Source organism: Variovorax ureilyticus (genome assembly GCF_037889935.1).
GTDB classification, from domain to species: domain Bacteria; phylum Pseudomonadota; class Gammaproteobacteria; order Burkholderiales; family Burkholderiaceae_C; genus Variovorax; species Variovorax ureilyticus.
Genome location: NZ_JBBKZU010000004.1, coordinates 15208 through 29867, shown reverse-complemented (window position 1 = coordinate 29867; position 14660 = coordinate 15208). Strand labels below are relative to the sequence as shown.

The following is a 14660-nucleotide window of genomic DNA, read 5'->3' as shown; positions in this document are numbered from 1 at the left end:
TCCACCGTCTCCCATGGGCGCTGCGCTTTCTTCCTCGAATGGCCTTTCCCTGCGACGCTACGGCGCATCGCGCGGCAGCCATTCGCACGACCACTTCCAGGTGCTGATCGGCCTCGATGGCGTGCTGGACCTGGAAGTCGAGGGTCGGGGCCGCCGGGTCGGGGCCGGCGAGGGCTGGGTGGTGACACCGGGCGACCGGCACGATTTCGAATCGAAAGACGGAAGCCGCTGCCTCATCCTCGACACCACGCAGGATCTCTGGGCGCAATGCGCAGGCCGCGCACCGCTCGCGCCGCAACTGTTGGCGCTCGCACGCTACCTCGCGCTGTGCGTCTCGGAGCCCGCGACTTCGCCCACCGCGCTGCACCAGGCGCCGTCGCTGCTGCTCGAAGCCTGGGGCCCGGTGGTGCCGAACGGCCGTCGTCGGGCGATCGACTGGCAAGCCCTCTCCGATTGGGCGCGCGGCCGCTGGCATCGCCCGCTCAGCGTCGCGGATCTCGCCGCCGTGGCCTGCCTGAGCCCGAGCCAGTTCGCACAACGGTGCCGCGACGAGCAAGGCATGAGCGCCATGCACTGGCTGCGCGCGCAACGCCTGCTCCATGCGCGCCAGTTGCGCGATCGCGGCATTGGCGTCTCCGAAACCGCGCGGCGCACCGGCTACCGTTCGCCGTCGGCGCTGACAGCCGCGATGCGACGCTCAACCACCCCGAGCTGAAGCGACGAACCGCCATTGCGCGACGACGCGCCGTCGTTTCGCGACGATGGCTGCGCTTAAGCTCGGCGGCCATGTCTTCGACGCTGTACGCCCTCGCCGCCATCGCCCTCTGGGCCACGCTGGCATCGCTGGGCACTTCGCTTTCACATCTGCCGCCCTTCCTGCTGACCGGCCTCGCACTGATGATCGGCAGCGCGATGAGCTGGCCGCTGGTGCTGCGCAATCCGCGCGCCTGGGCGGTGCCGGCACGCACGCTGGCGCTGGGCATCTATGGGCTGTTCGGCTTTCACTTCCTGCTCTTCATCGCGTTGCGGCTCGCGCCGCCGGTGGAAGCGAATCTGGTGAACTATCTCTGGCCGCTCTTCATGGTGGTGCTCGCGCCGGTGCTGTTGCCCCGCATGTCGCTGCGGCCGTTGCATGTGGTCGCCGCCCTGCTGGGCTTCGCGGGCGCGGCGATCGCGATCCTGGGTGCGCGCGGCGCGGCCTCGGACGGCGGCAGCTACTGGGGTTTTCTGCCGGCGCTCGGCTCGGCTTTCATCTGGGCGAGCTATTCGCTCTGGACGCAGCGCGTCGCCGCGTTTCCGACCAGCGCCATCGGACTGTTCGGGCTGGTCTCGGGCGCGCTGTCGCTGCTTTGCCACTGGCTGCTGGAGCCCGCTGTCGCACTGTCCACGCGCGACTGGCTGCTGGTCGCGCTCTGCGGACTCGGCCCGCTCGGCGCGGCGTTCTTCTTCTGGGACTTGGCGCTCAAGCGCGGCGATGCACGCCAGATCGGCATCCTGAGCTACATCACGCCGCTGGCTTCGACCGCACTGCTGCTGATCGTGACCGGGCGGCCGCTGAGCTGGAGCATCGCGCTTGCGGCCGTACTGATCATCTCCGCGGCCGTCATGGGCACGCGGGCACGTTGAACGTCAGTCGGCGACCTTCAGGACCAGCTTGCCGAAGTTTTCTCCAGTGAAGAGCTTGGTCAGCGCTTCAGGGAACGTCTCGAGCCCTTCCACCACATCCTCGCGGCTCTTCATGCGGCCGTCCTTCAGGTAGGCCGACATCTCGGCGATCGCGAGGGGGTAGCGGTCGGCATAGTCGAACACCACCATGCCCTGCATGCGCGCGCGGTTCATGAGCAGGCTCAGGTAGTTCTTCGGGCCCTGGATCGGCGTGGTGTTGTTGTACTGGCTGATCGCGCCGCAGATGATGATGCGCGCGCCGCGCGTGATCTTCGCCAGCGCCGCATCGAGGATGTCGCCGCCGACGTTGTCGAAGTAGATGTCGATGCCCTTGGGGCAATGCGCCTTCAGCCCCTCGCGCACCGCCGCGGGGCCGGCCTTGTAGTCGATGCAGGCGTCGAATCCCAGTTCCTTGACCACGAAGTCGCACTTGGCCTGCCCACCGGCAATACCGACCGCGCGGCAGCCCTTGATTTTCGCGAGCTGGCCGACGGTCTGCCCGACCGCGCCGGCTGCGCCGGACACCACCACGGTCTCGCCCGGCTTGGGTTCGCCGATGTCCATGAGGCCGAAGTAGCCGGTCATGCCCGGCATGCCGAGCACGTTGAGCCATTGACCGATAGTGCCGAGCGAGAGGTCGATCTTCGCGAGGCCCGAGCGCTTGATCTCCTCCTGCGGGACCAGCGCGTATTCCTGCACGCCCAGCGTGCCGTAGACGATGTCGCCCACCGCGAAGGCCGGGTTGCGCGACGCGACCACGCGGCCCACGCCGCCGGCGCGCATCACCGCGCCGATCTCGACCGGCGCGATGTAGCTCTTGCCCTCGTTCATCCAGCCGCGCATCGCGGGGTCGAGCGAGAGCGACAGCGTCTTGACCAGCACGCCGCCTTCGGCCGGATCGGCCACCGGCTCGGTGGTGAACTGCCAGTCGTCGCGGGTGGCCGCGCCTTGCGGGCGCTTGGCGAGGCGGATCTGCCGGTTGCTCAGGGTGGTGCTGCTCATGCGCGTGTCTCCTTCAGGGCTGGGGCTGCGGATCGTAGCCCCGGCCGGCCCTTGCGTGGGTAGCGAAGGCGACAAGCGCGCGTGGTCAGAACGGGTAGTGGCGCGGCGTGGTCTGCACCGTGATCCAGCGCAGCTCGGTGAAGGCCTCGACGCCGGCCTTGCCGCCGAAGCGGCCGTAGCCCGAATCCTTGACCCCGCCGAACGGCATCTGCGCCTCGTCGTGCACCGTGGGGCCGTTCACATGGCAGATGCCGGATTCGATGCGGCGCGCGACGTTGAGGGCACGCGCGATGTCGCGGCCGAAGACCGCCGACGAAAGGCCGAACTCGTTGTCGTTGGCCGTCGTGATCGCTTCCTCGACGCCATTCACGCGCACCACCGCCTTCACCGGACCGAACGATTCCTCGCGGTAGATCAGCATCTGCGGCGTGACATGGTCGATCACCGTGGCCGGCATCAGCGTGTTCTCGGCGCGTCCGCCGCACACCAGCTTCGCACCCTTGGCGAGCGCATCGTCGATGAGCGCATTGCAGCGCGCGACCGTGCTGGCATCCACCACCGAGCCGAGCACCACCGGGCCCTCGCGCGGATCGCCGACCGGCAGGCTCTTCGCCTTGGCGGCGAACTTCGCGACGAAGTCATCGGCGATGGCCGCATCGACCACGATGCGTTCGGTCGACATGCAGATCTGCCCCGAGTTGGCGAAGGCGCCGAAGGCGGCCGCGTTCACGGCCGCATCGATGTCGGCGTCGTCGAGCACCACCAGCGGTGCCTTGCCGCCGAGTTCGAGCACCACGGGCTTGAGGTACTTGGCGCAGATCTGCGCAATGATGCGGCCCACGCGCGTGGAGCCGGTGAAGTTCACCCGCCGCACCGCCGGATGGGCCACCATCGCCTCGACCACCGCGCCCGCATCGGCCGGCGCATTGGTGATGAAGTTCACCACGCCCGGCGGCAGGCCGGCTTCGTTCATCGCGTCGACGATCAGCGCATGCGTTTCCGGGCACAGCTCGGAGCCCTTGAGCACCACGGTGTTGCCGCAGGCGAGCGGCGTGGCGATCGCACGCGTGGCGAGGATCACGGGTGCGTTCCACGGCGCGATGCCGAGCACCACGCCCGCCGGTTGCCGCACGCCCATCGCGAGGCTGCCGGGCACGTCCGAAGGGATCACCTCGCCGCCGATCTGCGTGGTCAGCGCCGCGGCTTCGGTGAGCAGCCCTGCCGCCAGATGCACGTTGAAGCCGGCCCACATCGCCGATGCGCCGGTCTCGCGCGCCATCGCCTTCACGAAATCGTTGGTGCGCGCTTCGAGCGCATGCGCGGCCTTCTGCAGCAGCGCGCGGCGTTCGCCTGGGCCGGTCTGCGACCAGGCATCGAACGCGGCATGCGCGGCCTCGACGGCGGCGATCGCATCGCGCGTCGTGGCCGCGGGTGCTTTCGTGGCGACGCCGCCGTCGAGCGGATTGCGGCGCTCGAAGGTCGCGCCGCCTTCGGCTTGGCGACGCTCGCCGTTGATGAGCATGGAAATGGTGGTCATGTGAGAACTCCTCAAACTAAGGGATCAGTGCTATGCCAAGAGGGGGGAGAGCCTCATGTCTTGCCGAGATAGGCGTGGCGAATCACGTCGGAATGGAGCAGCGTTTCAGCATCGCCGGAGGCGACGACACGTCCGCGCTCGAGCACGTAGCCCCGGTCGGCCGCCTGCAGGGCCTTGCGCACGTTCTGCTCGACCATGAGCACGGTGACGCCCTGCGCCGCGATGCGCCGCACGATCGCGAGCAGCTCGTCCACCATGCGCGGAGCCAATCCCAGAGAGGGCTCGTCGAGCATCAACAGGCGCGGCCCGCTCATCATCGCGCGCGCAACCGCGACCATCTGCTGCTCGCCGCCACTCATCGTGCCGGCCAGTTGCGAGGCACGCTCTTTGAGGCGCGGGAAGTCTTCGAACGCACGGGCGAGCCGTTGGGCGCGCACGCGCGCAGGCACCAGCCAGCCGCCGAGTTCGAGGTTCTCGGTGACGGTCATCTGCGGGAACAATTGCCGCCCTTCCGCGACCAGCGCGAGGCCGTGGCGAACGCAGGCGGTCGCATCCTCGGCCGGCAGCCGCGCACCATCGAGCTTCACCTCGCCCTGGCGCGCCAGCAGGCCCGCGAGCGATTTCAACAAGGTGGTCTTGCCCGCACCATTCGGCCCGAGCACGACGGTGATGCCCGGCAGCGCATCGAGATCGATGCCCTGCAGCACCTGGAACCCGTGGTAGCCCGCGACGAGGCCGCGCACTTTCAGGTTCGCATTCATGACAGCTCTCCCATGCGCCCCGGGCGCCCCATGAAGCTGGCGCAGCCCTGCTTGGGGCATCCGCGGAACCGGCTTCGCCGGGCTGCCGGGTGCGCCCCCGGAGAGGGGGTTGGCGCAGCGACGCGAAGTGCGCCAAGCCTGGGGGTGAGCATCATTCCACCTCCACCATCTCGTCGCCGAGATAGGCTTCGACTACTTCGGCATTGCGTACCACTTCACCCGGCGTACCGTCGGCAATCTTGCGGCCCTGGTGCAGTACCAGCACGCGCTCGACGTACTTCAGCAGCGTGGTGACCGCGTGCTCGATCCACACCACTGTGAGCCCGTGCTCGTCGCGCAATCTGCGGATGCGGCGGGCCATCGCGTCGACTTCCGCCTCGGTGAGTCCGGCGGCCACTTCGTCGAGCAGCAGCACGCGCGGCCGCGTGCCGAGCGCCATGCCGATCTCCAGCAGGCGTTGCTGCGACGGCGTCACGTCCGACGCGGGCCGGTCGGCGAGCGATGCGAGTCCGAGCATGTCGAGGATCTCGTGCTCGCTGCGCAATCCTGCGATGGGTTCGCGGCGCCTTCCTGCGAACTCCATGCCGAAGCGGACGTTGTCCGTGAGCGTCATGTCGACCATCACGCGCGGCGTCTGGAAGGTGCGCGCGACGCCGTGCGCTGCATAGAGATGCGGGCCGCGGCCGGTGAGGTCGACGCCTTCCGCGAAGAGATGCCCGCTGGTCGGTGCGACCACGCCAGAGACGGCATTGAAGAAGGTGGTCTTGCCCGCCCCGTTCGGGCCGATGATGCCGACCAGCTCGCCCGCGCGCAGCTGCATGCAGACCGCATCGACGGCGGTCAGGCCGCCGAATCGCACCGTGACTTCGCGGGCTTCGAGCAGGATGGGTCCTTCAGCCACGCCCGCCCCCTCGCACACCATGGCGTTGCCAGAGCGAAGCAAGTCCGTTCGGCAGGTACATCACGCAGAGGATCAGCAGCAGCCCGAGCACCATCATGTAGCCGTAGGGCAATTGCAGCCGCAGCGTTTCCGCCAGCAGGCTGAAGACGATCGCCGCGACCACCGGCCCGCCGATGCTCGCCGCGCCGCCGATCAGCGCGATCAGCACGGTCTGGAAGCCGATGAAGGGGCTGAACACCGCTGGCGGCTCGATGTACGTCCAGCGCACCGCCATCGCCGCGCCGACGGCTCCGGCAAACGCTGCGGTGAGCGCGAAGCCCGCGATCTTGATGCGGCGCGTATCCACGCCGAGCGTCTGCGCCCGCTGCTCGTCGGCGCCGATGCCCGCAAGCGCCAGTCCGAAGCGGCTGCGCTTGACCACGATGGCCGTGGCGATGGCGCCGCCCGCGATCGCGAGCACGGTGAGATAGACCGTCTCGTTCGACGGCACCACCGCGAGCACACGGCCGACGGTGCCGGAGACCTGTTTCTCGACGAAAGTCACCGCATGGCGAATCAGCTCGGTCATGCCGAAGGTGAGCACCGCGAAATAGGTGCCGCGCAGGTGCAGCACGGCGGCGCCCATCAGCACCGCGATCACGCTCGCGACCACGGCGCCGCCCAGGATGACCAGCGGCCAGGGCAGCACGTCGAGCAGGGTCGCGCTCGCATACGCGCCAAGCCCGAAGAAGGCCGAAGTCGCGAGCGACAGGTAGCGCGTCGCGCCGCAGAACAGCGACCAGCTCGTGGCGAGCGCGATGTACATCAGGCAGGAGAGCGCCACCGAGGTCACGAAGTCCGAAGCCACCCACGGCACGCAGGCCGCGAGCGCCACGCCGATGCCCAACACCCCCCAGGGCCTGTCCGCGAGTTGCGCCTTCATCGAGAGAACAATCCGTTGGGCCGCCAGATCAGTACGCCGATGAAGACGGCATACGACAGCAGCATCTTGAGGGAGGGGCTCGTGAAGTGCATGCCCAGCGCCTCGACCACGCCCAGCAGCAGGCCACCCACGAGGCTGCCCGCGATGCTGCCGAAACCGCCCAGCGTGATCACGATCAGCGCGGTCACCGTGTAGGGCTCCCCCATCGAGGGGGAAATTTCATAGGTCATCGACAGCAGCGCGCCGGCCACGCCCGAGAGCCCGAGGCCGATGCCGAACATCAGGGGATGCAGACGCTTCGTGTTGATGCCCACGAGCTGCGCGCCCACCGGCGACTGCATCAGCGCACGCACCGCCTTGCCGAGCAGCGTGAGCTTGAGCAGCGCGATGAGTGCCAGGCTCAGTGCCAGCGCGACGCCGAAGAGCACCAGCTTGTTCGCGGTGAATCGCATGTCGGCGAACTGCACCGGCTCCGCGAGGTACTCGTAGCCGCGCAGATCGCCGCCCCAGATCAGGAGCGCGGTGTTCTGCACGAAGAACATCAGGCCGAAGCCGGCCATGAGGCTGCGGGCCTCGAACACTTCCACATTGGGCGCGCGCGCCGCGACCTGCCGGAAGCACAGCCAGTGCACCGCCATGCCGATCACCATGAGCACCGCAAAGGCCGCCGGCAGGAAGACCAGCGGCGAGATGCCCCACGTGGTGTGCGCCCACCAGGTCACGAAGGCGCCGAGCATCAGGAACTCGCCGTGCGAGATGTTCATGATGCGCATCAGGCCGTACTGCAGGTTCAGTCCGATGGCCACGAGCGCATAGATGCCGCCCGTGATCAATCCGCCGGCCAGCAGCTCGGCCCATCCGCTCCAGGACACGTTATTTCCAGGCCGGCTTGGGTGTGACGAGTTGCGCGGTCGCGCGGTCCTTGGGCCAGACGACCTCGAACTCGCCGTTCTGCCACTGTGCGACGGTGCCCGGGATCGATGCGTTTTCGCTGCCCTCGAAGCGGATCGGGCCGAGGACGGTCTTGAACTCGTTCTTCGCGATCTGGTCGCGCAGCGCCTTGCGGTCGAGGCCGACCTTGCCGACGGCCTGCTGCAGGATCTCCAGGCCCGCCCAGCAGTGGCCGCTGGCCCAGCGGTCGGGCTCCTTGCCGAACTTCTTTGTATGCGCGTCGAAGTAGGCCTTGGCCTCGGGGCTGGTCCTGGCGTTCCACGAGCCCATGCCGATCACGCCTTCGGCGTTCGCCTGCATGACGGTCGGGTAGAGCTGGAAGGCCGTGCCGACGGAGGCGTAGAAGAACTTCGGGTTGAAGCCGATCTCGCGCGACTGCTTGCTCACGAGGATCGTGTCCGGCGGGTAGGTGATGCCGATGAAGGCGTCGGGGTTCAGGTCCTTGATGGTGCGCAGCACCGGCGCGAGATCCTTCACGCCGAGCGGATAGCTCTTGCGGTCGACCACCTGGATGCTGGTCTTCTTGAGCGCGGTATTGAGCGCGGCAAAGTTCTCCAGGCCGAAGAGGTCGTCCATGTAGACGATCGCGATCGTCTTCACGTTGTTGGCCACCAGCATGTCGACCAGCGCGCCCATCATCTTGTCGGGCTGCTGCAGCAGCGAGAAGAAGTACGGCAGGCGCATGTCGATCAGCTTGCGCGAGAGCGCCGTGGGCGCGAGCAGCGGATAGCCGAAGCGGTTGGCGAGCGGCGCGACCGCGAAGTTCGCGCCCGAGCCCCATGGCGGCAATATGAGGTCGACCTTGTCGCTGCCCATGAGCTTCTCGAAGGTGCGCACGCAGGTTTCGGTTTCGCTGCGGTCGTCGTAGCCGATCAGCTCGATGGGCCGCTTCGCACCCTTCACCGAGAGCCCGCCCGCGGCGTTGACCTGCTCGGCCCACAGCAGGTAGTTGGGCTCCTGGCTGACCTGGGCGCCGGCCGCCCAGGGGCCGGTACGGGCGATGGCATAGCCCACGCGCACAGGTGCGCCCTGCGCGAAGAGCTTCGGCGCGACGGCGGCGGCGCCGAGCGCGGTGGCGGTTCCCTGGATCCAGCGGCGGCGATTGGCGTGGTGAAGCATGGGGTCTCCTTTCCGGACGTCCCGATGCGTCCGGTGCCGGCATGGTAGGAAGGGCGGCGGACGCGCGCTGTGCCCTCTGCGCACAAAGCGCTTGTCGCAGCGTGCACGCCGCTAGTGGTTAACCCGCAAGCCTCGCAGCAATGCCCGCGCCGGAAAATAGGCGGGCTTTCAAACGCCGAGCCATGACCGCCTCCTCTCTCCTGTCGACCGACGAAGTGCCTTCGCGCGAACGCGCGCCGGTGTGGCGCGACTGGGTGTGGCGGCATTTCGGCGGCCTCGAATCCGACCTGTACGGCGACACCGAATTCGAGGGTCATCTCGCGGCCTCGCATGCGGGCGACGTGATGCTGACGCGGCTCGAAGCCAACCGCCACCGCGTGCTGCGCACCCGGCAGATGGCGCGGACCAGCGAAGCGCCCTACCTGAAGATCGTCGCGCCCTGGCAGGGCTCGGCCGAAGTCGCCCAGTGCGGGCGCGCAGCGGCGGTGCGCGCGGGCGGCTGGACGCTCTACGACACCACGACGGACTACACCGTCGCCAATCCGGAGCGCAGCGACCACCTGATCGTGATGCTGCCCAAGGACCAGATCGCCGCGGCCGGGCTACCGCTCGGCGACCTCGTGGCCCGGCGCATCGGCGGCGGCAGCGGCATCTCGCGCGTGGCGCTGGAGACCATGCGCAACACCTACCAGGAGCTGCCCTGCATGAGCGAAGCGGCGGCGCGCGGCGCGGGCGACCTGATCATCCAGCTCGTGCGGCTGTCGCTGATGGAACTGGCCGGCCAGGACACGCCGCGCACGCAGCGCGAAGCCCTGAAGGACCGCATCCGCCGCCATGTCGCGCAGCACCTGCACGACCCGGCCCTGTCGATCGAGGCGATCGCGCAGTCGCTGCGCTGCAGCAAGCGGCTTCTGCACAACGCCTTCGCGGGCGACGACGACACGCTGACCGGCTACATCCTCCAGCAGCGGCTGGCCGCCTGCATCCGCGACCTTCAGGATCCGGCGAACGCGACGCGCTCGATCACCGACATCGCGCTGGCTTCGGGCTTTGGCAACCTCTCGCACTTCAGCCGGGTGTTTCGGGAGCACACCGGCGGCAGCCCGAGCGAGTTCAGGCAGCAGACGCGGCGCGGAGCCTGAGGCGTGGACGCGCCGTCCGCGCCTCGCCTCTTTCGCGCGGCCGACTGGGTCGCCGGTCTGTCGATCGCCGGGCTGCTGCTGCCCGAGGCCGTGGCCTATTCGGGCATCGCAGGGCTGCCGCCGCAGGCGGGCGTGATCGCGCTGCTCGTGGGCCTGTTCGTCTACGGCCTGCTCGGCAGCAGCCGATTCGCGATCGTCTCGGCCACCTCTTCATCCGCCGCCGTGCTGCTGGCCGCCACCAACTCGGCAGCGGAGGGCGATCTGGCGACGCGGCTCGCGCTCGGCACGGGCATCATCGTGCTCACCGGCGTGTTTTTCCTGATCGCCGCGGCGGCGCGGCTCGGCGCCGTGTCCAACCTGATCGCCAAGCCGGTGCTGCGCGGCTTCGCGCTGGGCCTGGCGCTGACCATCGTGGTCAAGCAGATGCCCAAGGTGCTGGATGTGCAGACGGCGCACGGCGATTTCCTGCGGCTGTCGTGGGAACTGATCACGAGCCTCGACCGCTGGAACCTCGCGGGGCTCGCCATGGCGGCGGTCGGCGTGGCACTGCTGCAGGGTCTGGGCCGCTGGCGAGCGACGCGCGCGGTGCCCGCGGCGCTGCTGGTGATCGCGACCGGAATCGCCCTCGACCTGTCCGGCGTGTGCCGGCAATGGGGCATCGACGCGGTGGGTCCCATCGATTTCAGGCTGACGACGCCGAGCCTGCCGTCGCTTTCGCGCGAGCTGTGGCTTCGCATGGGCGAATTGGCGTTCGCGATGGCACTGATCCTGTACGCGGAGTCGTACGGATCGATCCGCACTTTCGCGCTGCGGCATGGCGACCGCGTCTCGGCCAACCGCGATCTGCTGGCTCTCGGAACGGCCAATCTCGCCTCGGGCCTGCTGCAGGGCATGCCGGTCGGCGCGGGCTTTTCGGCCACCTCGGCCAACGAAGCCGCCGGCGCCCGAACCCGGGCGGCAGGATTGATCGCGGGCGGCGTGGTCCTGCTGGCGGCGATCGCGCTCCTGCCGTGGATCGCCCACACGCCCGAGCCGCTGCTCGCGGCCATCGTGATCCATGCGGTCGGCCACACGCTGAACCCGGACAGCCTGCGACCCTATTTCTCGTGGCGACGCGACCGGCTGGTCGCGATCGTGGCCTTCGTGGCCGTCCTGCTGCTCGGCGTGCTCGACGGGCTGCTGACCGCCATCGGCGTCAGCCTGCTGCTTCTGCTGCGCGGGATGTCGACGGCGCGCGTGAGCTGGCTCGGTCGGCTCAACGGGGGCCACGACTTCGTCGACATCGCGCGGCACCCCGAAGCGCGGGTGCCGGCCGGCATGCTGATCGCGCGGCCCGAGACGCCGCTCTTCTTCGGCAATGTCGAAGCGGTGTTCGCCACGATCCGGGCGCAGGTGGCGCAGACGCGGAACCTCGATCACGTGGTCGTGAGTCTGGAGGAATCCGCCGACCTCGACGGCACGAGCGTCGAAGCCCTGTGCGACTTCGCGGCCCACGTCCGCCAGCGCGGCGCGCAACTGACGCTCGCCCGGGTGAAGGACACGCTGCGCGACCTGCTCGAACAGGTCCGATCCGAGGACCTGCCGCCGAGCGCCTATGCGGCGTGGAGCGTCGACGACGCGGTGCAGCAGGCCGGCCAGCGCACGGGCGGTGCTGCGGCAGACGCGGTCACGCCAATACTGCTGTGACCGCGAGCCCCGGCTCGGCGTTGCGCACCGAGAGTCGCCCGCCGTGCGCCTCGGCCACCAGCCGGCAAAGGTACATGCCGAGACCGACGCCGCCGGTCGCGCGCTGGCGGGCGCTGTCGGTGCGGTAGAAGGGTTCGGTCAGGCGGTCGAGCTGGGCCGCATCGACGCCCGGACCGAAGTCGCGCACTTCGAGCTCGATGCCCTGCCCCGCGCGGCGCAGCGTCAGCTGCGGCGGCTGCGCGCTGTCGCCGCCGTGGCGCAGCGCGTTGTCGATCAGGTTGCGCACCAGCAGGCGGACGCGCGAGCGGTCCAGCGAGAGCGCAGGCAGATCGGCCGTCGCGTCGATGGCGACCCGCCCGCCGCCTTCCAGCTCGCCGGCCACGTCGCGCACCAGCGCGGCGAGATCGACCGGTTCGCGATGCAGCGCCGCATGCGGGCTGGCGAGCCGCTCGCTTTCGAGCAGGTCGCTGATCAGGTCGCGCATCTCCGCCAGGTCGCGCAGCAGCGCGGCACGTTCGGTGGCGCCTTCGGCCGTCGGCGGCAGCAGTTCGGCATTGAGCCGCGCACGGGTGAGCGGCGAGCGCAGTTCGTGGCTGAGCGCCAGCAGCAGCGCCCGCTTGGCATCGAGCATGCCCTGGATGTCGCGCGCCATGGTGTTGATGCGCAACGCGAGGTCGCCCAGCTCGTCGCGCCGGCGCAGCGGGATCGGGGTGTCGAAAGCGCCGCGTCCGAAACGCTCGGCGCCCGCGCGGATATCGTCCAGTGGCCGCAGCAGCCGTCGCACGTAGGCATAGGCCAGCACGATCAGTCCCAGCAGAAGCGCCAGCGTCATCCAGCCGATGCCCTGCGGCTCGCGCTGCCAGGGCAGCGTCCCGAGGCCGAAGGTCACGCGATGGCCGTCTGCCGTCGTGCGGCTGAGCCAGTCGCCGCGCGCGCCGAAGCCGTGGCGGCGGCGATCGGGATGCGAGTCCCAGTTCACCGCGGGGCCTTCGATGCGGATCGAGATCGGCAGTCGCGTGACCAGCGCCTTCGCGCGCTCGACATCCGGCGGCGTGCCGAGGTCGGCGACGAGGCGGTCGAGGTAGTCGGACACGATCGGCCGCGCGGCATCGCGCCAGCCGCTGGAGAAGGCGTGCTGCATGCCGCCGAGGAACACCGCGGTCATCGCCAGCGCGAGCAGCACGAAGACGGTGATGAGGCGCACGCGTAGCGAATGGCCCCAGCGATGGCGCCAATGCCCGGGCCGTCCTTGGCGACGCCTCATGGCGCGCTCTTGCCCACCGCGAGCGTGTAGCCCGCGTTGCGCAGCGTCTTGATGCAGTCCAGCGGTTCGAGCTTCTTGCGCAGGCGGCTGACGACGATGTCGACCGCGCGGGTGTAGAGCTCGGCCTCGTGCCCGCGAAGGCGGTTGAGGATGTCGTCGCGGCTCCACACCTTGCCGGGCTGGTCGGCCAGCAGCGCCAGCAGCTCGAATTCGGTGCCGGTCAGCTCGACGCGCTCGCCGTGCCGGAGCACTTCGCGCTTGTCGAGGTCGATCGACAGTCCATCGAACTCCCTGCGTTGCGCCGGCACGGCGGCCGGCGCGCTGCGCTGCCGCCGCAGGATGGTCTGCACGCGCGCCACGAGTTCGCGCGGCTCGAAGGGCTTCGGCAGGTAGTCGTCGGCGCCGAGTTCGAGCCCGACCACGCGATCCATCACCTCGCCGCGCGCAGTCAGCATCACGATGGGGATGTCGCTTTCCTTGCGGATCTCGCGGCACAGCGCAAAGCCATCCATCTCGGGCAGCATCACGTCGAGGATCGCGACGTCATAGCCGCCGGCGCGCAGCTTCGCGAGGCCGTCGCTGGGGCGCGTCGTGCTTTCGAGCACATAGTCGAAGCGCGCGAAATAGCTCGCGAGCGGCGCGCCCAGGTGCTCGTCGTCGTCGATCAGCAGGATGCGTGGCATGCGGGCATTGTGCATACGCTGGTCATGGCTTCACCATGGATCGCCCGGACCGATGCGGCCGAGGTGGGTGGCCGCCAAGCCCGAGGCGTACTTCAGCCCGTAGCCCAGCATGCGGTCGAATCCGATGTGCGCGCACCAGATCAGGCCAATCGCCAGCGTGACCGGCAGGTCCGCGAGCGCGCCGAGCGCCAGCAGCGCGACGGGCCCGACGTACGAGTGGGCAGTGTTGTAGATCGCCGCGCCCGTGCGCGCCCCGGCCAGGTAGCCGAGGAACGAAAGGTCGGGCACCAGGAACAGCATCGCGAATGCGCCCCATCCCGCGCCGAGTTGCGCATAGGCGGCAACCGACGCGAGCAGAACCGCGAGGCCTTCAAGGCGCAGCGCCGCACGGACGCCACCGGAGACGGCACCTTCTGCAGCGCCGCCGGGCGCGTGCCGGCGGGCTGCCCATGCGGCAGGCCGGTTTCCGGCGCGCGACACGCCGGACGAAGGCGGGACGTAGCTCACCCCCGGCCCCAGCGACGACCGCGATCCATGAAGTCACGGACCCTCTGCTGCTGTTCCGGATTGAGGCTGTCGAAGAAGTCGGCCGCCGCGGCGATGACCTCGGGGCTGCCGGCCTGAATGGCAGCCGTCTTGTCCTCGACGAGTTTCTTCGCGCGTTCCTGGTCGAGCTTGGCGCCGGCGAACAGCGAACGGAACTCGGCACGCGGATCACCACCGCCGCGCAGTGCGGCGCGCTGGGCCTGGATCTTCTCGCTCAAGGCCGCGAGCTTGGCCTTCTGCGTGGCGTCGAGTTCGAGCTTGCTGCTGACGCGCTCGACCATGCGGGCGCGGAACTCGGCGCGGTCCTGCTCGGAGGCGTTGTGCCAGCCGCCATGGCGATAGCCGCAGCCGGTGAGGCTGCCCGCCACCAGCGCTGCGCCGGCGAGGCCGAAGAGGGATCGTTTGAACCAGGGCTTCATGAGTCTTCCTTGCATTGCGATCGGGGATCGATCGGAAGACTCGATGCTCGCGGCGAGCCGCC

Annotated in this window: 15 protein-coding genes; 4 read left to right on the top strand and 11 right to left on the bottom strand. The window is 69.3% G+C overall.

Going from position 1 to position 14660, the window contains the following annotated elements; genetic code table 11:
• The first annotated feature begins 13 nt into the window (after positions 1–13).
• Positions 14–715 (top strand): AraC family transcriptional regulator, encoded by a 702-nt coding sequence (locus WKW77_RS10295; RefSeq protein ID WP_340356754.1) that lies wholly within the window; start codon positions 14–16, stop codon positions 713–715.
• Positions 716–786: 71 nt separating this feature from the next.
• On the top strand, positions 787–1626 hold the full coding sequence (locus tag WKW77_RS10290) for a DMT family transporter (RefSeq protein WP_340356753.1): 840 nt from the start codon (positions 787–789) through the stop codon (positions 1624–1626).
• 3 nt (positions 1627–1629) lie between these two features.
• Here WKW77_RS10290 and WKW77_RS10285 read toward each other — a convergent pair whose 3' ends face one another.
• The 7 genes from WKW77_RS10285 to WKW77_RS10255 all read right to left on the bottom strand — a co-directional run bounded on the left by WKW77_RS10285 (position 1630) and on the right by WKW77_RS10255 (position 8858).
• Entirely contained in the window at positions 1630–2667 is a 1038-nt protein-coding gene (locus WKW77_RS10285; RefSeq protein ID WP_340356752.1) for an NADP-dependent oxidoreductase, read from the bottom strand.
• A gap of 85 nt (positions 2668–2752) precedes the next feature.
• A complete protein-coding gene (locus WKW77_RS10280; protein WP_340356751.1) occupies positions 2753–4204 on the bottom strand; it encodes an aldehyde dehydrogenase in 1452 nt (483 codons plus the stop codon).
• Positions 4205–4257: 53 nt separating this feature from the next.
• Positions 4258–4965: an ABC transporter ATP-binding protein gene (locus WKW77_RS10275; protein ID WP_340356750.1), complete on the bottom strand. Its 708-nt coding sequence runs from the start codon at positions 4963–4965 to the stop codon at positions 4258–4260.
• Positions 4966–5116: 151 nt separating this feature from the next.
• Positions 5117–5866, bottom strand: a complete 750-nt coding sequence (locus WKW77_RS10270) for an ABC transporter ATP-binding protein (RefSeq protein ID WP_340356749.1) — start codon at positions 5864–5866, stop codon at positions 5117–5119.
• Positions 5859–6788, bottom strand: coding sequence for a branched-chain amino acid ABC transporter permease (locus WKW77_RS10265; protein ID WP_340356748.1), 930 nt, complete (start codon positions 6786–6788; stop codon positions 5859–5861). Before WKW77_RS10265 ends, WKW77_RS10270 begins: the two co-directional genes overlap by 8 nt.
• Positions 6785–7660, bottom strand: a complete 876-nt coding sequence (locus WKW77_RS10260; RefSeq protein ID WP_340356747.1) for a branched-chain amino acid ABC transporter permease — start codon at positions 7658–7660, stop codon at positions 6785–6787. Before WKW77_RS10260 ends, WKW77_RS10265 begins: the two co-directional genes overlap by 4 nt.
• 1 nt (position 7661) lies before the next feature.
• Positions 7662–8858, bottom strand: a complete 1197-nt coding sequence (locus WKW77_RS10255; protein ID WP_340356746.1) for an amino acid ABC transporter substrate-binding protein — start codon at positions 8856–8858, stop codon at positions 7662–7664.
• Positions 8859–9040: 182 nt separating this feature from the next.
• On the opposite strand from WKW77_RS10255, the gene WKW77_RS10250 reads away from it, so the two are divergent.
• Complete coding sequence (locus WKW77_RS10250; protein ID WP_340356745.1) at positions 9041–10000, top strand: AraC-like ligand-binding domain-containing protein; 960 nt, start codon at positions 9041–9043, stop codon at positions 9998–10000.
• A 3-nt stretch (positions 10001–10003) separates the two neighbouring features.
• Positions 10004–11686 (top strand): SulP family inorganic anion transporter, encoded by a 1683-nt coding sequence (locus WKW77_RS10245; protein ID WP_340356744.1) that lies wholly within the window; start codon positions 10004–10006, stop codon positions 11684–11686.
• Here WKW77_RS10245 and WKW77_RS10240 read toward each other — a convergent pair.
• The 4 genes from WKW77_RS10240 to WKW77_RS10225 are packed head-to-tail and all read right to left on the bottom strand — an operon-like array spanning position 11667 to position 14598.
• Complete coding sequence (locus WKW77_RS10240; protein ID WP_340356743.1) at positions 11667–12950, bottom strand: HAMP domain-containing sensor histidine kinase; 1284 nt, start codon at positions 12948–12950, stop codon at positions 11667–11669. The genes WKW77_RS10245 and WKW77_RS10240 overlap by 20 nt on opposite strands.
• Entirely contained in the window at positions 12947–13633 is a 687-nt protein-coding gene (locus WKW77_RS10235) for a response regulator transcription factor (protein WP_340356742.1), read from the bottom strand. Before WKW77_RS10235 ends, WKW77_RS10240 begins: the two co-directional genes overlap by 4 nt.
• A 30-nt stretch (positions 13634–13663) precedes the next feature.
• A complete protein-coding gene (locus WKW77_RS10230; protein WP_340356741.1) occupies positions 13664–14140 on the bottom strand; it encodes a DUF4260 domain-containing protein in 477 nt (158 codons plus the stop codon).
• The gene (locus tag WKW77_RS10225) at positions 14137–14598 is read right to left on the bottom strand and encodes a Spy/CpxP family protein refolding chaperone (RefSeq protein WP_340356740.1); all 462 of its coding nucleotides are present in this window, start codon (positions 14596–14598) and stop codon (positions 14137–14139) included. Before WKW77_RS10225 ends, WKW77_RS10230 begins: the two co-directional genes overlap by 4 nt.
• Positions 14599–14660: the final 62 nt, after the last annotated feature.

What these genes read in the sequence shown, in the direction of transcription:
- WKW77_RS10295 (WP_340356754.1), top strand. Translation starts at nt 14, where the DNA reads ATGGGCGCTGCGCTTTCTTCCTCGAATGGCCTTTCCCTGCGACGCTAC.
- WKW77_RS10290 (WP_340356753.1), top strand. Translation starts at nt 787, where the DNA reads ATGTCTTCGACGCTGTACGCCCTCGCCGCCATCGCCCTCTGGGCCACG.
- WKW77_RS10285 (WP_340356752.1), bottom strand. Translation starts at nt 2,667, where the DNA reads ATGAGCAGCACCACCCTGAGCAACCGGCAGATCCGCCTCGCCAAGCGC.
- WKW77_RS10280 (WP_340356751.1), bottom strand. Translation starts at nt 4,204, where the DNA reads ATGACCACCATTTCCATGCTCATCAACGGCGAGCGTCGCCAAGCCGAA.
- WKW77_RS10275 (WP_340356750.1), bottom strand. Translation starts at nt 4,965, where the DNA reads ATGAATGCGAACCTGAAAGTGCGCGGCCTCGTCGCGGGCTACCACGGG.
- WKW77_RS10265 (WP_340356748.1), bottom strand. Translation starts at nt 6,788, where the DNA reads ATGAAGGCGCAACTCGCGGACAGGCCCTGGGGGGTGTTGGGCATCGGC.
- WKW77_RS10255 (WP_340356746.1), bottom strand. Translation starts at nt 8,858, where the DNA reads ATGCTTCACCACGCCAATCGCCGCCGCTGGATCCAGGGAACCGCCACC.
- WKW77_RS10250 (WP_340356745.1), top strand. Translation starts at nt 9,041, where the DNA reads ATGACCGCCTCCTCTCTCCTGTCGACCGACGAAGTGCCTTCGCGCGAA.
- WKW77_RS10240 (WP_340356743.1), bottom strand. Translation starts at nt 12,950, where the DNA reads ATGAGGCGTCGCCAAGGACGGCCCGGGCATTGGCGCCATCGCTGGGGC.
- WKW77_RS10235 (WP_340356742.1), bottom strand. Translation starts at nt 13,633, where the DNA reads ATGCCACGCATCCTGCTGATCGACGACGACGAGCACCTGGGCGCGCCG.
- WKW77_RS10225 (WP_340356740.1), bottom strand. Translation starts at nt 14,598, where the DNA reads ATGAAGCCCTGGTTCAAACGATCCCTCTTCGGCCTCGCCGGCGCAGCG.